We start from the raw sequence: 17244 nt of genomic DNA, 5'->3' as shown, positions 1-17244 counted from the left end.
CTACGAATTACGAATTACGAACTACGAACTACAAATTACGAATTACGAACTACGAATTACGAACTACGAATTACGAATTACGAACTAATTCCGCAACTCGCATTGCAGATGTGATAGCTCCTTCATGTAATCCGTCTCCAAGATAAGCTCCCGCATGATAGGTATTGTTTTCGCCATTGCTGCTGATAATTTCGTTTCTGTATTTGAAAGATTCTACTGTATATAGGGGTGTGTGGTGTGACTGTATGTGCAGAATTTTATCTTGCGCGATGAGATTATCTAAGTTAAAAGCCAAACTGTATTCAGGAGGTGATGTTATTCCACACAACTGGTTGAGGTAAGCGTTATATCCCCATCCTTGTTCTGTTTGGAAAAAATCAAATTCGCCAGGTTGTTTAATGCCGTATCTGGTATACATTGCAGTATCTGTATGTATAACTGTTTCCACTTGGTTTTTTTGCCATGCTGAAAATCTTTTAATTTCTGCATTTGTGGGGTCAGATAATAATTGCATTACCTGGTCAGGTGGGGTTGCTAAAACCACTTTGTCGAAAAGATGCGTCACTCCATCGGATAACTTGATTTGAACAGCATTGTTTTGTCTGCTAATTTCTGAAACTTTCATATTGAGCCACATATTCCCCTGAAAACGCGCTAAGATTTTTTCAATATAGGAATATACCCCACCTTTTATCCTTACCCACTTGACAAATATATAGTCTCGCAGAGTAGGAATTACCAATTCTAACGGACAATTATCAATTAACTCAAATGGCATAGAATAGCTATACATCAGCAATAGTTTTAACCAATCATTGCGGATGCACTGGTCGGGTAAATATTGGGAAATTGGCTGATTAACTAGATTTTCTCTGGGGATAGAATGGGTTTTCATCCATAATTTAGCAGAAGCAGCATAGAGAGTATTGAGTTTAAAATATGCAATTAAACGCTTTATTCCTGTCCAATTTTTTTGGATCATTAATGCTGACAGCAAACAACGACCATTTTGCAAAAATAACGCTGAACCAATATCAACTGCTTCTAACTCTACTTCTAGGTCTTGCATTAATTTGATAAAGTTGTGAAATGCACGGGGAAATTCTAGGACACCACATTCTAAAATTTGATTACAGTCTGATTGATTAGGTTTAACGTTTTTATTTAATGTCCGAATATGTCCACCTAAAATCGGTTGTTTTTCTAAAACTGTGACTTCATGACCATTTTTATTGAGCAGGTATGCTGTCACCATACCGCTAGATCCGCCTCCAATAATTGCTATTTTCATATCTCATTACTAAATGAATGAATAATCAAGAGAGGCTCAGATCCCCCATTTTTCTAAGAAGTCGGGGATCTATTTTATGTGCGCTATAATCATGATCCTTTTGGTAAAATTACATCTCCTGATAATTTTTGATATAAACTTGCTCCAGTCCAAAATGTTGGCGCAAATCCTGGATAGCCAGATGAAGCATTACAAAAGTAGAAGTTTTTTAAAGATGTTTTGTAATTGAGTCTACCAATACCCATATTGCGAGGTGTGAGATTGGAACCATAGGAATTTCCTTTGGGACACCAACAATATCTTTCATTGGTTGTAGGACTTCCAGTGATTTTAAAGTCAAGATGATTTCTAATATTCGGAATATAATGCCTTTCGACAACATCTAAAATGGCATCTAAAATCTCGTTTTTTTTCTGTCTATAAGCTTTGGCATCTGTATCTTTAAGCTGTTTAAAGTAATCATAATTAGCAACCGTCAGAAACTCGATAATTTGACATCCTTCTGGACAATCTGGGTGTTTTGTCATTAAAGATGGTGTTGTAATAGCAAAACTCGGCTGAGAAAAATCATTGTTTTCATACATCTGATAAAATGCTGCGTTTAAGTCTCGATGACTAGTATGAAAGACATTCCATTTTCCAAATCCGTAGTCACGCAAATCAATATCTTTAACAACGCAGTAAGCCATGAAATTTGACGGGGAATATTCATACTTAAGCTGCTGACGTACCTTTCTGGAAAACTTTTCTACTCCAATCATCTGAGCAGCTTTTTGAGGGTCTATATTGCAGATAATATTTTCGCCAGTGAATTCATTTCTTTGATGGGTGATTCTATCAATTGCCTTAACTTTAGTTACAGTTTTGTTAATGACTTGAAAATCAATGACTTCCTGATTTAGCAGAACTTTGCCGTCATTATCCTCAATTACCTTAACTAATGAATTGATGACATGATCAAAATGCTGTTCGGGGTAGAATGCACCTTGTTGATATCCAGTAAATAAAATTACCCAAGCGTAAAAAGAAAGTTGATCTGGAGGTAATAAAAAATCAGGCCATTGCAATGCTAACAGGGTTTGCGCTGCTTGCGGTAACTGGAATTTATTGAACACATCTTGTAGAGTACTGTTCAAATACAAGACAGCACTGGATACTTTACCCAGATTTGCGAATATTTCAGCCGGAATAATTGGCGGTGCTAACTTCTTGATTCCCTGACTGGTTTTTTGCACTTCCCAGACAAATTTACGTATCTGTTCAGCATCTTGAGAAAAAAGTTCAGATAATCGCCGGATTAATTCTGCGGGTTCGGAGGGAATATCTAATGAGTAACCCGGCATTCTCATGTGATCAAAACCGTGAGGATCATATCGAGTAAAGGTGACATCTTGATCCAAGTTGAGTTTTTTTAAGACACGATTTACTGTATGTCCTTCGCCACAATCCCAAACATAATGTAATTGGGCATTGAATTTATATTTTTTTGCCATCGTGAAGGTGTGACCAAATCCCCCCGGATGTTCATGGGCTTCCAATATTTGAACTTTATGGCCAGATTTTGCCATTAGTGAACCAAATACCAATGCTGACAAGCCACTACCTAAAATGAGATAATCTGTTTCCATGCGTATATCAACCGCTCAAGGTATCAGCGTGGATATGCAAAATGTTAATTTGGAAAACTGTGATTAATTTTATTTTACTCAACTATCAGGAAATATTCGCTCATGCCATACTTAAATTCTGCTAGTAATATTCGTGCTAAAGTCGCTGAATATACCAATGCTAAAACTTTGTGGATTGATACAGAAGTGGCTGATTATAAATCTCGCAATCCTCGACTGTCGCTGATTCAAGTATTAAATGATCCTACAGATATGAGTGGCAATGGGCAAAGTCCCACCTCCGGCGATCGCGTTGATCTTTTAGATGTGCTGGATCAACCTGATCTGGTGGCTGATTTTATTGAGCAAATCATGATCAATCCTGATATTGAGAAGGTATTTCACAATGCCAATTATGATGTAAAATTTCTGGGTAAAAAGAGAGCCAAAAATATTACTTGTACTTTAGAAATAGCTAAGAAAATACCCTACTACATCTTACCATTACCTAACTACCAACTGAAAACTTTAGCTACTGCACTGTGCAGATTTAATGATATTGACAAACAAGAACAAACCAGTGATTGGGGCAGGCGACCTTTAAGTAATGGGCAGATTGAATATGCTTATTTAGATTGTATTTATCTGGCTCAAGTACATTTGCGATTATTAGAATTACAAGTAGCAAGTAACCCAGATCCCAAAAGAGAAGATTTAACAACACTTGATGCCAGATACACAGAATTGTCAGAAAATTGGCAGTTGTTAAAGTCGGAATTTGAGCATCTGCAAGAACGGTTAAAAAAAGCTATGCAGGCTCAAAATGTGATGGAAACTTCTGTCTGTAAGTTAACTAGTCATGAACGTCAATCTCTAAAAGTGCCATTTACAGAATTAGTCAGACTGGTACAAAATCAAGATGTGAGTTTAGATTTTCCGATCACACTGACTCAAAAAATCCAAAAAGATTTAGGCGATAATTTGCAGCAATTGTCTGTAGATATTGACACAACTACATCATGGCGATTGTCTGCTAAAAACCAAGCAAATGATGATTTGCAGGAATAAAGCCACTAATTACTCAAATATTTTATTTAGATTGAGCAAATTTTATTTAGAAAATTTAATGTTAATTCAGCTTTTGATTTACAAATCCAATTTAGCAGAAAGTATAAGGAAAAACATAAAAATCTTAGCTAGTTGTTTAAAATATAATTCATATCAGAAATAGATGATTTAGTCTGGATAATTATACTTATGTTTCATACATAATCAAGGATTTTAATTTTCATTTAAGAAGAACGTTCACGAAGCGGGTACTACAAAGAAATCAGGCAAGAAGGGTAATCAATTTTGTGTTCAGCTACGAACTAAATTAAAAGCTAATTGTCATCCAGGTGTTATAACGATCTAAGGTAACTTATGAAACTGCGGCTATTTGATCAGGAACAGGTGAAAGTTAAGAGAATATTGACTATAGCTGTAGTTACTGCATTGAGTGCAATTATTAGCACTTCTTGTAGTCAGAACCAAGATGTATTAGTAACAGAAATTGGGATTAGTCCTCCTAACAGTCGCATAGCTCAAACATCGGCAGCTGGTAATCTTTATGTTCAGGGAAAGAATCAACACCTCAGAGGTGATTTGCAAGGGGCGATCGCTACCTACACTAAAGTTATTGAGGTCGATTCAAATTTTGCCCCAGCCTATAAAAGTCGGGGATTAGCTTACTTTGATGCAGGGGATAAGCAAAGAGCGATCGCTGATTACAATCAAGCTCTTAATCTTGCTCCTGACGATGCCGAAACCTACAATAATCGCGGAAATGCCCTCGCTTCTCTAGGCGATAACCAACGCGCGATCGCTGATTATGACGAAGCTATTCGCCTCGATTCTCGCTATGCTGAGGCCTATAATAATCGCGGAAATGCCCGTGCTGCTCTGGGTAACAATAACGAGGCGATCAATGACTTGAACCAAGCTATTAGCCTTGATTCTCGCTATGCTATTGCTTACAATAATCGGGGAAATGCCCGCGCTGCTCAAGGAGATCAACAGGGTGCGATCGCCGATTACAATCAAGCCATTCGCCTCAATTCCAGTTTTGGCCCCGCCTACAATAATCGTGGCAATATCCGTGCTGCTCAAGGTGACAGACAAGGTGCGCTCCAAGACTTACAACAAGCCGCAAGCATTTTTCAATCACAAAACAATAATGACTTATATCAACAAGTGATGAACAATATTAGAGAATTAGGGCAGTAGTGGTATTAGTTAACCCAATTGCCAATTTATTTACCTAATAAAAATTCAAATTCAGCTTGTAATGATGTGATTTCTGCCAACCTAGCAACTAGTATATTTTCATTGCCAGCATCAATTAATCGGGTTTTCCAATAATGAATACTCTCAGCGTTGTTTAACCAAAACTGCACGACAGTATCTATCACTTGTTCAGTATTCCAACCCAATTTCATTGGTAAGGGTTCCACAGTTTCTAACAAGGAATCTAACGTACATCTATGGGTACTTAGATATTCTACCCCTCCTCTGTTTGGTTGGTTTATAGTCTGTTGTTGTTGGCTAAAAAATTGCCAGGCAGGAGATACACCTACAATATCAAAAGTATATTTCATTCTCTTTCTCCCGATGATGAGTTAGTGGTGTGAAAAATCTTTATTCTGCTTTTAAATGGTTTGTTGTCAAAGACCTCTAAAGCTATCTAGAAAAACTATTTGTTTGCCGATGATATGGCAATATTTTTTTGGGAAAGATTAGCACTCTCACTCAGCGAGTGCTATAATTAATTTAGTTATTTATTGTATTATTAAAGATTTTTGGGGATTATTTAAGGGGGAAATTATATTTTTAATAATTTCTTAATAAATGCCAGAGGTGAATTAGCCGCTTTAGCTGCTGCTGGTTTGTGGGCGATCGCTTCGGTGGTATATGGCATTGTGGGGCAACATATTCCGCCGCTACGACTGAATTTGATCAAGGGGATAGTGGCGATCGCCTTGCTAATTTTGACTATTTTACTCACTGGCGAATCCTGGAGCATCTCCAACCCCATGACCATTTTGCTGCTGTGCTTGAGTGGAGTAATCGGCATTAGCTGGGGTGATACAGCTTTTTTGGGGGCAATTAATTATTTAGGCGCACGTCGTGTGTTACTGCTGAGTACCCTTGCACCTCCCATGACGGCGATCGCGGCCATGATTTGGTTACAAGAAAGTTTAAATCTAACGGCTTGGTGTGGAATTTTCATCACTATTCTGGGAGTGGCTTGGGTAGTCACAGAACGAGTTCCCGGCAACATTGATCATTCTTCCGCGCACCTATGGCGAGGTATCGGCTTGGGCTTATTAGCCGCGATCGCCAACGCCATTGCAACAATTATTTCTCGCGTCGCATTTACTACTGGCAGCATTACACCCCTGTGGGCTGCTTTATTGCGCTTAGGTGCAGCCGAATTGATTCTTTTCGGGTGGATGTTTTTACCTCAGAGTCAGGCACAAGCAACATCCTCTCCCCACGGGCAAACGAGGCGAATCATTTTTGCCGCTTGCTTTGCGGCTTTTTGTGGGACTTACTTGGGCATTTGGCTACAACAAACGGCAATTAAATTCACGTCGGCGGGAATTGCTTCAACCTTGTTACAGACTAGCCCCATATTTGTGATTCCTATTGCTATCTGTATTGGTGAAAAAGTGAGTTGGCGCGCGATCGCTGGGGTAATTATTGCCATTATTGGCATTGGATTGTTATTTTTTGCTTCAGTAGAGCCACTCCCCTAGACTTTATGGCAATTTGGCAGACAAAATTGCTCTGTTCAGGTTTTAATTGAGATATCAGTTGGGTCACTGAGACAAGCAGCTTCGATGAGTCTTAGAAATCCCACACAATTGCCAGTTGCTGATCTTCGCGCTGTGGAACGCTCCTAAATGGTTGATATAGGTAGTTCAGCACGAGATCACCGCTTCACTGCAACTGGCTAGAAATCAAACCAAAAACACATACTACCTTGAGACTGATACAGGAAAAACTTTACAGTTAACAGTTATTTTATTTGTGAATTAAATGATTTCTCCGGCTTGAGTTTTTTGATTAATTCCATATAGATATTAACCTCATTAACTTCTAAGTCATGCTCAATTCTAGTGACTCGCCAATTTTCCTTATTTAAATAAATTTCCTCTCCTACTCTGGGAGTAAATTGTAGATCATAGAATTTCTTCAGATAATCCTTTTGTTTTTCTTCCCATAATATTATTTTGGCTGTTTCTTGGCTCATTGTTTCTCCTGTGTTGCTACTCAATGAATGTCAGTAATTTAATGCCATGTATTATGGCAATTTTATCTTACTAATTCCATGTCATAACGTAGTCAAAACCACATTTTCAAAATTATAGCTGTATGCACTTAAATGAAGTACATCATAGTTCCTTCATCACTTACAACAGAGGGATTTGGGAATAGGGTTCTTGTATCTCATTCAACCGAGAACCGCTATAATATTGCTTCTTCAGTACCGATTATGCTAACTCTGCTTTCAATTGGCAGAATATTAATTTAACACCACAAGTACGATAGAACCATAATATTTTGGTAACAAAAATTGAATGCTACAATATTTTTAGGGTTTTGTTAGGAACATTTACTCTTGACAAGTAGATTCCTAACAAATGCTTGAAAATATGTTGGCTGTGTTTTTTAAGAATTGATTTAACGTTGTCTGCCGTACAACATTGTCCAGTAAAGCACACCATCACTACCTCGAACAGCGCTCACACCACTGTCCTGATAATTTGAATTCATAATATTAGCGCAATGTCCTGGACTTTTTAGCCATGCTTGGACTACTGCACTTGGAGATGTTTGACCAGCAGCCACATTCTCAGCAATAGCTCTCCATTCATACCCTGCTTGCTTGGCGCGTTGTCCCATAGAACTACCATTAGAACCGGTATGACTCATTTTTCTATTTCGAGCCATGTCTGAACTATGTACTTGTGCTGCACTATTGAGGCTACCATTTGCAGACAGTGAACCTGCGGCATTAAATCTCTGATTTCCACACATACGTCCCTGGGATCTAGCTTGATTCACTAATTGAATTACTTGGTTGGATACAGAAGATTGAGTTTGTTGTGCTTGTGCGACAGAATCACTTTTTTGCCAAACAGCATTACTCAATTCAGGTAATATAAATGATGCCGTTAAAGAGGAACACACTACTAGTCCAACAACAGATAGTTTGCTATTTTTTCCTGTAAATAATTTTGTTATTCTATACATTTTCAATTTTTCCTCAAGTGGTCGTTGTCTCCTGATGACACTGCCTGGGATATTGAGGACGACAAGGACTTCCCCAACAAACTTGGCCAGGTGGCATATCATTAAATACACTACTACGAGCGCCAATTACGGCATTAGAACCAATTTCTACTCCTGTCCCCACAAAACAATCTGCTGCTACCCAGACTCCATCGCCAATGGTAATGTTTCCTGTTTTCAAACCAAAGGCAGGGTCTTGAATATCATGGCTACCAGTACACAGATAAGTTTTCTGAGAAATTACGCAGTGTTCACCGATGTGAATCTCATCTAAACTATATAAAACTACGTCGTCACCAATCCAACTGTAGTCGCCAACGGTAACTTTCCACGGGTAGGTAAAACGGGCAGTAGGTCTAATTAATACGCTTTTGCCAATTTTAGCGCCAAAGAGTTGTAGTAGACGACAACGCAAACCACTGGCAAAATGAGGAGTCACAGGAAAAGCGATCGCCTGCACAAACCACCATAACAAAATATACCAACCGGGTCGCCCCCGATCAAACCAGGATTGGTCATACTTACGTAAATCTACAAAAGAGTCATTAGTCATTGGTCATTAGTCATTGGGAAATTACCGTCTTCTCTCTCCTGCTCAGAGAAATGGATCTTTTAAAAGACAGATAAATTATGATTTCTTATTAGTTGATAAAAAGCCTTGAATAGCAGCATTTAAGTAACCTATTTGCCCATAAGCGTAGACAAGGTTATCAAAGCGTTCTGCTGGATTGGAAAAATATTTTAATGCCTTGTATAAACCCCGAAAAAATCGCTCGCTACCCCGTTGCATCTGACGCATACCAGCTTTACCAGCAAGTTGTTCACGATAACACTCACTAATTCCTTGCCACCAGCCTCGATTTAAAAACCAGGAGCGTTTAAGACGTTCAGGAGCGACATTGTGCGCTACTAAAGCTTGAGGAAGGTATGCAACTTGCCAACCACGTTCCAGGGCAAATTCTGTCATTTGCAATTCTTCGTTGGATAATAAGTTTTTTCCGACTCGCCCCAACTGAGGATCAAAACCACCGATTTCTTCTAGAAAACTGCGGCGGAGAGAATAATTTAGGCCTCTAGGAGTTAAGCCTGGCTGCTGAATGTAAATCATTTTGTCGCCTAAATCGTATGCTCCTAAATTGCCAGCTAACCCTTGAGATAACCAGCTTGGTGGTTCGGTGTTGGGTGGCCATAAGAGGGTAACTTTACCGCCAGCGATCGCAAGTTTAGAGTTATTCTGATAGGCAGCAGACAAAACTTGCAGCCAGGAAACACTAGCTACGGCATCGTCATCTAAATAAGCCAAAATTTCTGCACTGGCAACCTTAGCTCCCGTATTTCGAGCTACAGATAAACCAATGGTAGGTTCAAAGACATATTTAACACGGGAATCACCCAGTCTTGCTTCTACCACTTCACGGGTGCGATCGCTTGACCCATTATCCACAACCACAACCTCAAAGTCGGCAGTAAAATCCTGTGCCAACAAACTATCAATCGCAGCACCTAAGTAAGTATCTCGATTGTGAGTACAGATGATGGCGGAAATTTGGTGATCTGGCATAAAAGGGATTTTAAATTTAATTATTTGTGATGGCAACCGCCAAGTTAGGACATTGTTGATTGCTGAAGCCTCGATGTAGGACGGGTTTATTAAAATTATTATTACTAATTGAGCATATCTGTAAACCCACCCCTACTTAGTTTATACTCAGCACTCAGAACTCCCTACTCAAGCCTGTTGAATGTTACTGTATAAAACTACCAGAGTTTCTGCTAATTGACTCAGGCGGGTTTCGAGATACTGTTTGCGCCCTAAGAGTTGGCGTAATTTTTGATGCCGTGCGATCGCCAGACTAACAATAGGTAATTGCTCTGATGGACAAGGACGTGACCAGACTTTACCAGCGTCATCCAAACCACAGAGGCTATAACCAGCACGAGCGGATTGCTCAGATATTTTCCCCGTAGTTGTACAAATTTCTTCCACATAGTCCATTAATTGGCTAACTTCCCCGTGGCGGAGTGTCGCAGATCCTCCCTGTTCTGGTTCTTTGAGATTAGATTCTAACCAGCCATTGACAATTGGCCCTTCTAAGTAAATATCTTGAATTTGCTGCAATATGGTTTGGAGTTCAGTCTGCCAACCGCCAATATGTTCCTGAATTTCTTGCAATATATTCATTGCTAACGCCGGATTAGCCCCGTGACGATGGCTACTGAATGTTGGATTTTTGAACTTAGGTAGGCTGGGTGCTTTGCCGCCAATCTCTTGAGCTGGGAAGGTTTGCACAGAGGTATAGTGAGGAAATAAATCCTGTTCGGCAGAATAATTACTTGGGGATTCTGTGCCTAGTTCTTCTCTTTGTTTTTCAGAGGATTTACTTACACTTGCTGGAGATTCCGTGGTTCCAACGCTAATCCGAAAGGAAAAAGACGACTTTAAAGAATCACCCGCTTCTGTGGGAAGAGTGCTACGATTCTCTAAATCATGTAAAGTTGCTTCAATACGTTTTAAACCTGTTTTCATAAAAATATCCTCAAATCTAGTACAGCACGGCTTGATCAGCCAACCAATTGAAACCAACGCAAAGCTTATACATATAGGCTGTTTGACTTTTGACTTCCGCCTTCCGGTAGTGTTGTACCCAATAGTGTTAAATAACTCTCAATGGAGTGGTTGAGTTTATCACTTTCGCCAATTTTGGCATAAATAATCATAATGGTGCTAACTTTAGCTTTGAAAAGTTATTACCAACAAATAATAGTCGTTATAGAAGGGTGCAGCTTTGGGCAAAGTCATCTTAGTTACAGGCCCGTCCAGGTCTGGTAAAAGTGAATGGGCAGAAAATCTGGCTATGCAGTCAGAAAAAATTGTGGTTTATGTGGCCACAGCGATTGAAAACCCAGAAGATGCGGAATGGCAACAGCGCATTCAAAAACATCAACAACGTCGCCCCTCAGATTGGTCTACACTTTCAGTCCCTAGAGAATTATCGGCTACTTTGGCTGATGCCAAGCCCAATACCTGCCTTTTGGTTGATTCTTTGGGTACTTGGGTAGCTAATCTTTTAGAACAAGATGAGGATACCTGGAAAAATACTCTGTCAGAGTTCTTAGAAACACTAGAACTAGTAGCGGCTGATATGGTATTTGTTGCAGAAGAAACAGGTTGGGGCGTAATTCCAGCTTATCCTTTGGGTCGCCAATTCCGCGATCGCTTGGGTTCTCTTATCCGCCAGTTAGGTGCTATTTGTGAACCTGTGTATTTAGTGACTGCTGGTCATGTTCTCAACCTCAGCGTTTTAGGGACACCATTACAGCGAAATTTAATTTAAAATTAAGTATTACAACTGAAAAATCTCCGGTAAAAACTTTAAAATCGTGATATGGCAACCACACAAGAAGTTAAAGAGTATCTTGCCTACTGGTTTCAGTTAGGTAAAAAAGTAGTAATTGGCAATGGTAAGGCAACCTATTTGCCTACACCAGTCCTGAAAGGCGATCGCTATAGTCAAGAATTTGAAGAGTGTTGGCAAACAATTCTCTCTGAGAACACAGGCGACTGTTACCTGGAGGGTACTTATGAAACCATTCGTGAACTACTAACACCAGCTTGGGAAGTCTCGGCTTGTGGCCGCTGTCAAATGCCAGTACCTATGAGAAACGTAGGGATGCCCGCTTTGTTATGTCCTTGCAATGATTTACCCGATTGGCCTAACACCGAATTACCAGCACCACGCAGCCCAATTAGTAACCAAGAGCAACTAATGGTAATCAGAGAACGGCTTCAAAATGCTCATAAATATTTTCACCACAAATAAATAATCTGACTTTTCACGGCATCTTCTACTAGGCACAGGAGTGTCAAATTACCGACCTTGCCATTCAGCTTTTTAATGAGTACAGTTGATACAGTGTCCAGTCACACATGATACCGAGTTTATACTTAAAGGCACTGTAATCAAGGCGACGTACTCAATCAGGATTCTTAAGTTATATCATGCAACAAAATGAGGATCAACAACGCCACATTGCGGATAAAAAATTTCAGAAATCTCTAGAGCATTTAGAGGATATCTTGCAAGAACGTTTTATCGGAGGTGAAGCACAACCAAAACTTGACCATATTTGTACAGATGAAGTCGAACTTATAGAAACTGTCACAGATATTAATTTAGCAGCATGGGAAGATGCCGTGGCTGATATTGAAGCGTATCTTGACAAAAAACTCAATAAATAGAATTTACCAACGACAAACAGGACTTACGCCACCCAAATTTGTCATTGCGACAGGAACATAGTGTAGGGAAGCAATCCCAGATTGTAATGACGTAACTACGTGAATTTTGCGTAAGTCCTCAAGAACTACGAACTACGAACTACGAATTACGAACTACGAATTACGAACTACGAATTACGAATTACGTTAGCGTAGCTCTCCCGAAGGGAGCATTACGAACTACGAATTACGAATTACGAACTACGAATTACGAATTACTAACTTTTTGCCTTTGCGCTTCATACAACATTAAAGCAGCTGCGATCGCCACATTCAAAGATTCAACTCCTGGACTCAAGGGTATTTTCACCTGATTGTCTGCCATGTTAGCTAAATCTGGCGACAAACCAGCCCCTTCATTACCCAATAAAATTAAACTCGGTTTTCGCCAATCCACATCCCAGTAAGTTAAATTTGCCGTGGGTAAGGTTGCTACTACTTGCATTCCCGCTTGCTGGCTTTGTGCTACTGTGGCTTTCAAATCTGCACTCACTGCTGTAGCGACGCGAAACCACTGTCCCGCAGAAGCCCGTAAAACTTTGGGGCTATCTACATCTACACTATCGTCACTCAGCCATAACCCCGTTGCACCAGTAGCCGCAGCCGTGCGAATTATCGTCCCTAAATTACCAGGATCTTGGATAGTTTCTAAAGCTAAGACTAAACCACTAAACGGTACTTGAGTTTGATGAATCAACCGTTGGGCAGTGGCAATTACACCATCTGGTTGAACTGTGGTGGCGATCGCCGCTAAAATTTCCTTACTAACGATTTCCACCCTGTCACTGTGGCTACAAGCCTCTTCCCAGAGTTCCGGGTGGGCTATTTGCCATTCTGGGGTACAACACACTGTCACCAGGGGATAATTCATCACACAAGCTTCTTGCAACAGGTGTGTTCCTTCCAGTAAACACAATTGCTGCTTGTGACGCTCTTTGGTAGAGTGCAGCTTGCGGATTTGTTTGACTAAAGAGTTTTGTAGACTTGTTAACACAATTAGGGGTTAAATATTTGGGATTAAACCCAAATTAATATGCGGAACCCGGGACTTGAACCCGGAAGCCTTGCGGCACTAGAACCTGAATCTAGCGCGTCTGCCATTCCGCCAGTTCCGCTTGTATCGATATTGATCGACAATTTCTTATTATTACTGAAATATTTATTTTTGTCAAGTGCGATAATAAAGCGATCGCTGACGGCGGGCTTTGCCCATCGCCAGATAATTCTGTTATATTTCTTGTCTTTGGATTTAGCTAAAATTGTTAAATCCTCATAAAGCTTGCTATAGTTGGTTTTCAGCCTTTAATTAATCCACAAACCCCAATTTATTTATACAAGATATAGGACAAAATGTAGACTAACCAACTCTTTACTGTAGAATCAAAACCAACTTCTAACCTATAAAATTACCTATTGTTTTTGGAGGTAGGCTTATTAATTCTTCTAGCAGCTTACCAGATGCCAAGCTTTCTCCTGAAGCAGACTCCTCAGTCTTGCAAATATGGGGTGGGCATCAATTACGAGGTCATGTAAAAATCAGTGGTGCTAAAAATTCAGCACTGGTCATCATGGCAGGCTCCTTGCTGTGTTCAGGTGATTGTCGCATCCGTAACGTCCCCTTATTGGCGGATGTAGAGCGGATGAGTCAGGTTTTGTCAGCTTTAGGTGTTCGCCTCACCAGACAAGGCGACATTTTAGATATCAACGCCAGCGAAATTACCACATCAAAAGCTCCCTACGAACTAGTTACCCAACTCCGGGCCAGTTTTTTTGCCATTGGCGCAATTTTAGCCAGGCTAGGAACCGCACAAATGCCATTACCCGGTGGTTGTGCCATCGGAGCCAGGCCAGTTGATTTGCACGTCCGAGGACTGCAAGCGATGGGCGCTGAAGTGCAAATTGAACATGGCATTTGTAATGCTTATGTTCCAGGTAGTAATGGCAGATTACAAGGAGCAAAAATCTATCTAGATAGCCCCAGTGTAGGCGCAACAGAAACTTTAATGATGGCCGCCACCCTCGCAGATGGTGAAACCATTATAGAGAACGCGGCACGGGAACCAGAAGTAGTTGATCTGGCAAATTTCTGTAACGCGATGGGAGCCAAGATTCAGGGTGCAGGTAGCAGTCAAATTACAATCGTGGGCGTACCAAAGTTACACTCTCTTGACTACAGCATCATCCCTGACCGTATTGAGGCGGGAACCTTCTTAGTGGCTGGAGCTATCACCCGTTCAGAAATTAGTCTGTCGCCAGTTTTACCAAACCATTTAATCCCAGTCATTGCTAAACTGCGAGAAATTGGTTTAACGATCATTGAGGATGCACCAGACTGCTTACGTATCCTGCCAGCAGAAACTCTCAGAGCTAGGGATATTGAAACCCTACCTCATCCGGGCTTTCCCACAGATATGCAAGCCCCATTTATGGCTTTATTGAGTGTGGCAGATGGAGACAGCCTGATTAACGAATCTGTCTTTGAAAATCGCCTACGTCATGCCTCCGAGTTGAATCGCTTGGGAGCAGACATTCGCGTTAAAGGCAATGCCGCCTTTGTCCGGGGAGTACCGATGTTATCGGGCGCACCAGTTATCGGTACAGATTTACGGGCATCAGCATCCTTAGTTTTAGCAGGACTGGCAGCTGAAGGACAAACCACATTTCAGGGATTACACCATCTTGACCGTGGCTATGATCGAATTGATCTGAAACTACAGCAACTAGGAGCGAAAATTCTCCGCGTTGGCGATGTGCCAGCAGATACGGAATTAACTTCTAGTAGTATTCCCCCAGCATCTGTTTCGACTTAGATACAGGACTGGGAAGAGAAGAAGAGGAACGGAAGCAGGGGGCAAGGTGTTAAACCTCTACTCCCCCACTCCCCTGCTTCTGATCTCTTTCTCCCCTCTCCCATACTCTCTCTCTTCTTACTCAGCACTCAGCACTCAGCACTGGTTATACTAAATATGGGAGGCTGTTGATATTTTGTTTTTCCAGCTTGCTATATCATGTCCTTGTTTAAAACTCCGCTCATCGGTTTAAAAGCTGACTCCTTTCGTCATCCATTAGACCTACAAGCCACCACATCTCTCAAGCAGATACCAGGTCTGGATATGATGGTGCGAAATTGGCTTGGTCCAATGGCAGAACAGGTTTTTTATGTAGAAAATATTGCCGCCAGTGTGCTAGTTGGTGAAAAACAACTGCCTGACTTATACAACTTATTGTTAGAAGCTTGCAAAATCCTGGATATAGAGCCTCCCCAGTTATATATCCGCCAACATCCGGCTCCTAATGCCTATACCTTTGCGATGCGGGGTAAGCAACCTTTTATTGTCATGCATACCTCCTTGGTTGATATGCTCACACCACAGGAAATACAGGCAGTAATTGCCCATGAATTAGGACATCTGAAATGTGACCATAGCGTTTATTTAACGCCTGTAAATATATTGGTGTTAGCAGCCTCAATTGTACCCAACGTTGGCACATTTCTGGCTCAAGCCATACAGTCACAATTATTAGAATGGGTACGCTGTGCTGAGTTTACCTGCGATCGCGCCGCATTGCTGGCCACCCAAGACCCCAAAGTAGTGATGTCGGTATTAATGAAGTTAGCCGGTGGTTCACCTATACTCGCACCTCAACTTAACTTAGATGCCTTTGTTGACCAAGCTCGTGCTTACGATGACATTAGTAAAACCGAACTAGGGGAAATGGTCAAAGAAGCTCGCACAGCCCAATTAAGTCATCCAGTTCCAGTCCTACGGGCTAGAGAAATTGACCGTTGGGCTGGCAGTACAGAATATCAATCTTTATTGCAAGGTGATTTTCTCAAGTCTACAAATAAAGTTGCCTCTCAAGGTAGATGGCGCAATTGGTAGCTTTGCCTTTATGTCTCTAGTAGCTTGCAATTATGTTTCTTTGGCGGAACAGGCATCTTGCCTGTTCTGGGCGGGCTAGATATCTGACCCCACTTGTATGACCGAAAGAGATCAACAAAATTTTTTATTTACTTGTTGCAAATTCACTAAATAGGCTATAATATTAAAGTTACACCCAAGGGCGGGTGGCGAAATTGGTAGACGCACCACACTCAAAATGTGGCGGCCTTGCGGTCATAGGAGTTCGATTCTCCTCCTGCCCACTTTAGATAGTCTTAAAACTATATGTTGGATTTGACATATATCATATCACCCACCTAAAAAACCAAAACCATGCAACTTAAAAGATGGGAGTCTCCCCGTAGAGAAGGGAGAAACGATAAAGGCAGAGGCGGTTCGGCAAGAAAGCGGCAACTCAAAAAACAAAGACAGATGTTACGCCAGAAGCTAAAACAAGGTAACGAACCAAACAACAACACAAATTATGGAAAGAGGGAAGAAAATATTCTCCCCTCTTTTTTTGTCGCCGATATACAAAGAAGTTGGCCTAGAGCGAGTTTACAGATCCAAAAAGCAGATGCAAATCAGCATTTAAATTACTTTTTCTAAATGTATGCTCAAGGTACTTGACATCACACCTGGATAATATGCTATAGTGATTCAAGTCAATCGATGGGGCGTAGCCAAGTGGTAAGGCAGCGGGTTTTGGTCCCGCCATCCCTAGGTTCGAATCCTAGCGCCCCAGCATACTAAGGAGTAGAATAATCTGCTCCTTCTTTTTTGTCTTTATAGGGAACAAGGAACAGTTTCAGCTATCTGTCATCCCCAAATTTTTTGATTTATTTC

At 40.9% G+C, this 17244-nt stretch carries 18 protein-coding genes and 3 tRNA genes; 11 read left to right on the top strand and 10 right to left on the bottom strand.

The genetic code is table 11. From position 1 onward, the window contains the following. Positions 1–70: 70 nt before the first annotated feature. Both VB654_RS23230 and VB654_RS23225 read right to left on the bottom strand, forming a co-directional pair. Complete coding sequence (locus VB654_RS23230; protein WP_323216189.1) at positions 71–1291, bottom strand: FAD-dependent oxidoreductase; 1221 nt, start codon at positions 1289–1291, stop codon at positions 71–73. Between the two features lie 89 nt (positions 1292–1380). Beyond that, positions 1381–2919, bottom strand: a complete 1539-nt coding sequence (locus tag VB654_RS23225) for an NAD(P)/FAD-dependent oxidoreductase (RefSeq protein ID WP_323216188.1) — start codon at positions 2917–2919, stop codon at positions 1381–1383. Positions 2920–3021: 102 nt separating this feature from the next. On the opposite strand from VB654_RS23225, the gene VB654_RS23220 reads away from it, so the two are divergent. Both VB654_RS23220 and VB654_RS23215 read left to right on the top strand, forming a co-directional pair. Beyond that, entirely contained in the window at positions 3022–3966 is a 945-nt protein-coding gene (locus VB654_RS23220) for a ribonuclease D (protein WP_323216187.1), read from the top strand. 354 nt (positions 3967–4320) lie between these two features. Further along, positions 4321–5163: a tetratricopeptide repeat protein gene (locus VB654_RS23215; RefSeq protein ID WP_323216186.1), complete on the top strand. Its 843-nt coding sequence runs from the start codon at positions 4321–4323 to the stop codon at positions 5161–5163. A gap of 26 nt (positions 5164–5189) precedes the next feature. Here the strand turns inward: VB654_RS23215 and VB654_RS23210 are convergent, their stop codons facing one another. Next, positions 5190–5534: a hypothetical protein gene (locus VB654_RS23210; RefSeq protein ID WP_323216185.1), complete on the bottom strand. Its 345-nt coding sequence runs from the start codon at positions 5532–5534 to the stop codon at positions 5190–5192. A gap of 306 nt (positions 5535–5840) precedes the next feature. Between VB654_RS23210 and VB654_RS23205 the strand changes: the two genes are divergently transcribed. Beyond that, positions 5841–6695, top strand: coding sequence for an EamA family transporter (locus VB654_RS23205; protein ID WP_416235705.1), 855 nt, complete (start codon positions 5841–5843; stop codon positions 6693–6695). A 263-nt stretch (positions 6696–6958) separates the two neighbouring features. Here the strand turns inward: VB654_RS23205 and VB654_RS23200 are convergent, their stop codons facing one another. The 5 genes from VB654_RS23200 to VB654_RS23180 all read right to left on the bottom strand — a co-directional run bounded on the left by VB654_RS23200 (position 6959) and on the right by VB654_RS23180 (position 10762). Next, positions 6959–7192 (bottom strand): hypothetical protein, encoded by a 234-nt coding sequence (locus VB654_RS23200; protein WP_323216183.1) that lies wholly within the window; start codon positions 7190–7192, stop codon positions 6959–6961. A gap of 431 nt (positions 7193–7623) precedes the next feature. Further along, positions 7624–8196, bottom strand: coding sequence for a CAP domain-containing protein (locus VB654_RS23195; RefSeq protein WP_323216182.1), 573 nt, complete (start codon positions 8194–8196; stop codon positions 7624–7626). Positions 8197–8209: 13 nt separating this feature from the next. Further along, entirely contained in the window at positions 8210–8788 is a 579-nt protein-coding gene (gene hpsU / locus VB654_RS23190; RefSeq protein WP_323216181.1) for a hormogonium polysaccharide biosynthesis acetyltransferase HpsU, read from the bottom strand. A gap of 75 nt (positions 8789–8863) precedes the next feature. After that, on the bottom strand, positions 8864–9796 hold the full coding sequence (locus tag VB654_RS23185; protein ID WP_323216180.1) for a glycosyltransferase: 933 nt from the start codon (positions 9794–9796) through the stop codon (positions 8864–8866). A 168-nt stretch (positions 9797–9964) separates the two neighbouring features. Continuing rightward, a complete protein-coding gene (locus tag VB654_RS23180; protein ID WP_323216179.1) occupies positions 9965–10762 on the bottom strand; it encodes a hypothetical protein in 798 nt (265 codons plus the stop codon). A 259-nt stretch (positions 10763–11021) separates the two neighbouring features. Here VB654_RS23180 and cobU point away from each other — a divergent pair, with 259 nt between their 5' ends. From cobU to VB654_RS23165, 3 genes are all read left to right on the top strand, one after another. Beyond that, positions 11022–11570 (top strand): bifunctional adenosylcobinamide kinase/adenosylcobinamide-phosphate guanylyltransferase, encoded by a 549-nt coding sequence (cobU, locus tag VB654_RS23175; RefSeq protein WP_323216178.1) that lies wholly within the window; start codon positions 11022–11024, stop codon positions 11568–11570. 51 nt (positions 11571–11621) lie between these two features. Then, positions 11622–12056 carry a hypothetical protein gene (locus VB654_RS23170; RefSeq protein WP_323216177.1) on the top strand — a complete coding sequence of 145 codons (435 nt, stop codon included), beginning with the start codon at positions 11622–11624 and terminating at the stop codon, positions 12054–12056. A 179-nt stretch (positions 12057–12235) separates the two neighbouring features. Beyond that, entirely contained in the window at positions 12236–12475 is a 240-nt protein-coding gene (locus VB654_RS23165; RefSeq protein ID WP_323216176.1) for a hypothetical protein, read from the top strand. Positions 12476–12722: 247 nt separating this feature from the next. Here VB654_RS23165 and VB654_RS23160 read toward each other — a convergent pair whose 3' ends face one another. Together VB654_RS23160 and VB654_RS23155 are read right to left on the bottom strand one after the other, a co-directional pair. Then, entirely contained in the window at positions 12723–13508 is a 786-nt protein-coding gene (locus VB654_RS23160; protein WP_323216175.1) for an RNA methyltransferase, read from the bottom strand. 40 nt (positions 13509–13548) lie between these two features. Then, positions 13549–13629: transfer RNA gene (locus tag VB654_RS23155), tRNA-Leu, on the bottom strand. A gap of 318 nt (positions 13630–13947) precedes the next feature. Here VB654_RS23155 and murA point away from each other — a divergent pair. From murA to VB654_RS23130, 5 genes are all read left to right on the top strand, one after another. Next, entirely contained in the window at positions 13948–15324 is a 1377-nt protein-coding gene (murA, locus tag VB654_RS23150) for a UDP-N-acetylglucosamine 1-carboxyvinyltransferase (protein ID WP_323216195.1), read from the top strand. 198 nt (positions 15325–15522) lie between these two features. Continuing rightward, the gene (locus VB654_RS23145) at positions 15523–16398 is read left to right on the top strand and encodes a M48 family metallopeptidase (protein WP_323216174.1); all 876 of its coding nucleotides are present in this window, start codon (positions 15523–15525) and stop codon (positions 16396–16398) included. Between the two features lie 179 nt (positions 16399–16577). Next, positions 16578–16661 (top strand) — tRNA-Leu (locus VB654_RS23140). 70 nt (positions 16662–16731) lie between these two features. Next, positions 16732–17007 carry a hypothetical protein gene (locus VB654_RS23135; RefSeq protein ID WP_323216172.1) on the top strand — a complete coding sequence of 92 codons (276 nt, stop codon included), beginning with the start codon at positions 16732–16734 and terminating at the stop codon, positions 17005–17007. Between the two features lie 64 nt (positions 17008–17071). Beyond that, positions 17072–17143, top strand: a tRNA-Gln gene (locus VB654_RS23130). The last annotated feature ends 101 nt before the right edge of the window (positions 17144–17244 follow it).

This window comes from Nodularia sp. UHCC 0506 (assembly GCF_034931045.1).
Classification (GTDB): domain Bacteria; phylum Cyanobacteriota; class Cyanobacteriia; order Cyanobacteriales; family Nostocaceae; genus Nodularia.
Note: the sequence above shows the minus strand (reverse complement) of the source record. Positions and strands in the feature narration are given on the sequence as shown.

Coding starts and splice junctions, on each gene's coding strand:
- VB654_RS23230 (WP_323216189.1), bottom strand. CDS start 1,291: ATGAAAATAGCAATTATTGGAGGCGGATCTAGCGGTATGGTGACAGCA.
- VB654_RS23225 (WP_323216188.1), bottom strand. CDS start 2,919: ATGGAAACAGATTATCTCATTTTAGGTAGTGGCTTGTCAGCATTGGTA.
- VB654_RS23220 (WP_323216187.1), top strand. CDS start 3,022: ATGCCATACTTAAATTCTGCTAGTAATATTCGTGCTAAAGTCGCTGAA.
- VB654_RS23215 (WP_323216186.1), top strand. CDS start 4,321: ATGAAACTGCGGCTATTTGATCAGGAACAGGTGAAAGTTAAGAGAATA.
- VB654_RS23210 (WP_323216185.1), bottom strand. CDS start 5,534: ATGAAATATACTTTTGATATTGTAGGTGTATCTCCTGCCTGGCAATTT.
- VB654_RS23200 (WP_323216183.1), bottom strand. CDS start 7,192: ATGAGCCAAGAAACAGCCAAAATAATATTATGGGAAGAAAAACAAAAG.
- VB654_RS23195 (WP_323216182.1), bottom strand. CDS start 8,196: ATGTATAGAATAACAAAATTATTTACAGGAAAAAATAGCAAACTATCT.
- hpsU (WP_323216181.1), bottom strand. CDS start 8,788: ATGACTAATGACTCTTTTGTAGATTTACGTAAGTATGACCAATCCTGG.
- VB654_RS23185 (WP_323216180.1), bottom strand. CDS start 9,796: ATGCCAGATCACCAAATTTCCGCCATCATCTGTACTCACAATCGAGAT.
- VB654_RS23180 (WP_323216179.1), bottom strand. CDS start 10,762: ATGAAAACAGGTTTAAAACGTATTGAAGCAACTTTACATGATTTAGAG.
- VB654_RS23170 (WP_323216177.1), top strand. CDS start 11,622: ATGGCAACCACACAAGAAGTTAAAGAGTATCTTGCCTACTGGTTTCAG.
- VB654_RS23165 (WP_323216176.1), top strand. CDS start 12,236: ATGCAACAAAATGAGGATCAACAACGCCACATTGCGGATAAAAAATTT.
- VB654_RS23145 (WP_323216174.1), top strand. CDS start 15,523: ATGTCCTTGTTTAAAACTCCGCTCATCGGTTTAAAAGCTGACTCCTTT.
- VB654_RS23135 (WP_323216172.1), top strand. CDS start 16,732: ATGCAACTTAAAAGATGGGAGTCTCCCCGTAGAGAAGGGAGAAACGAT.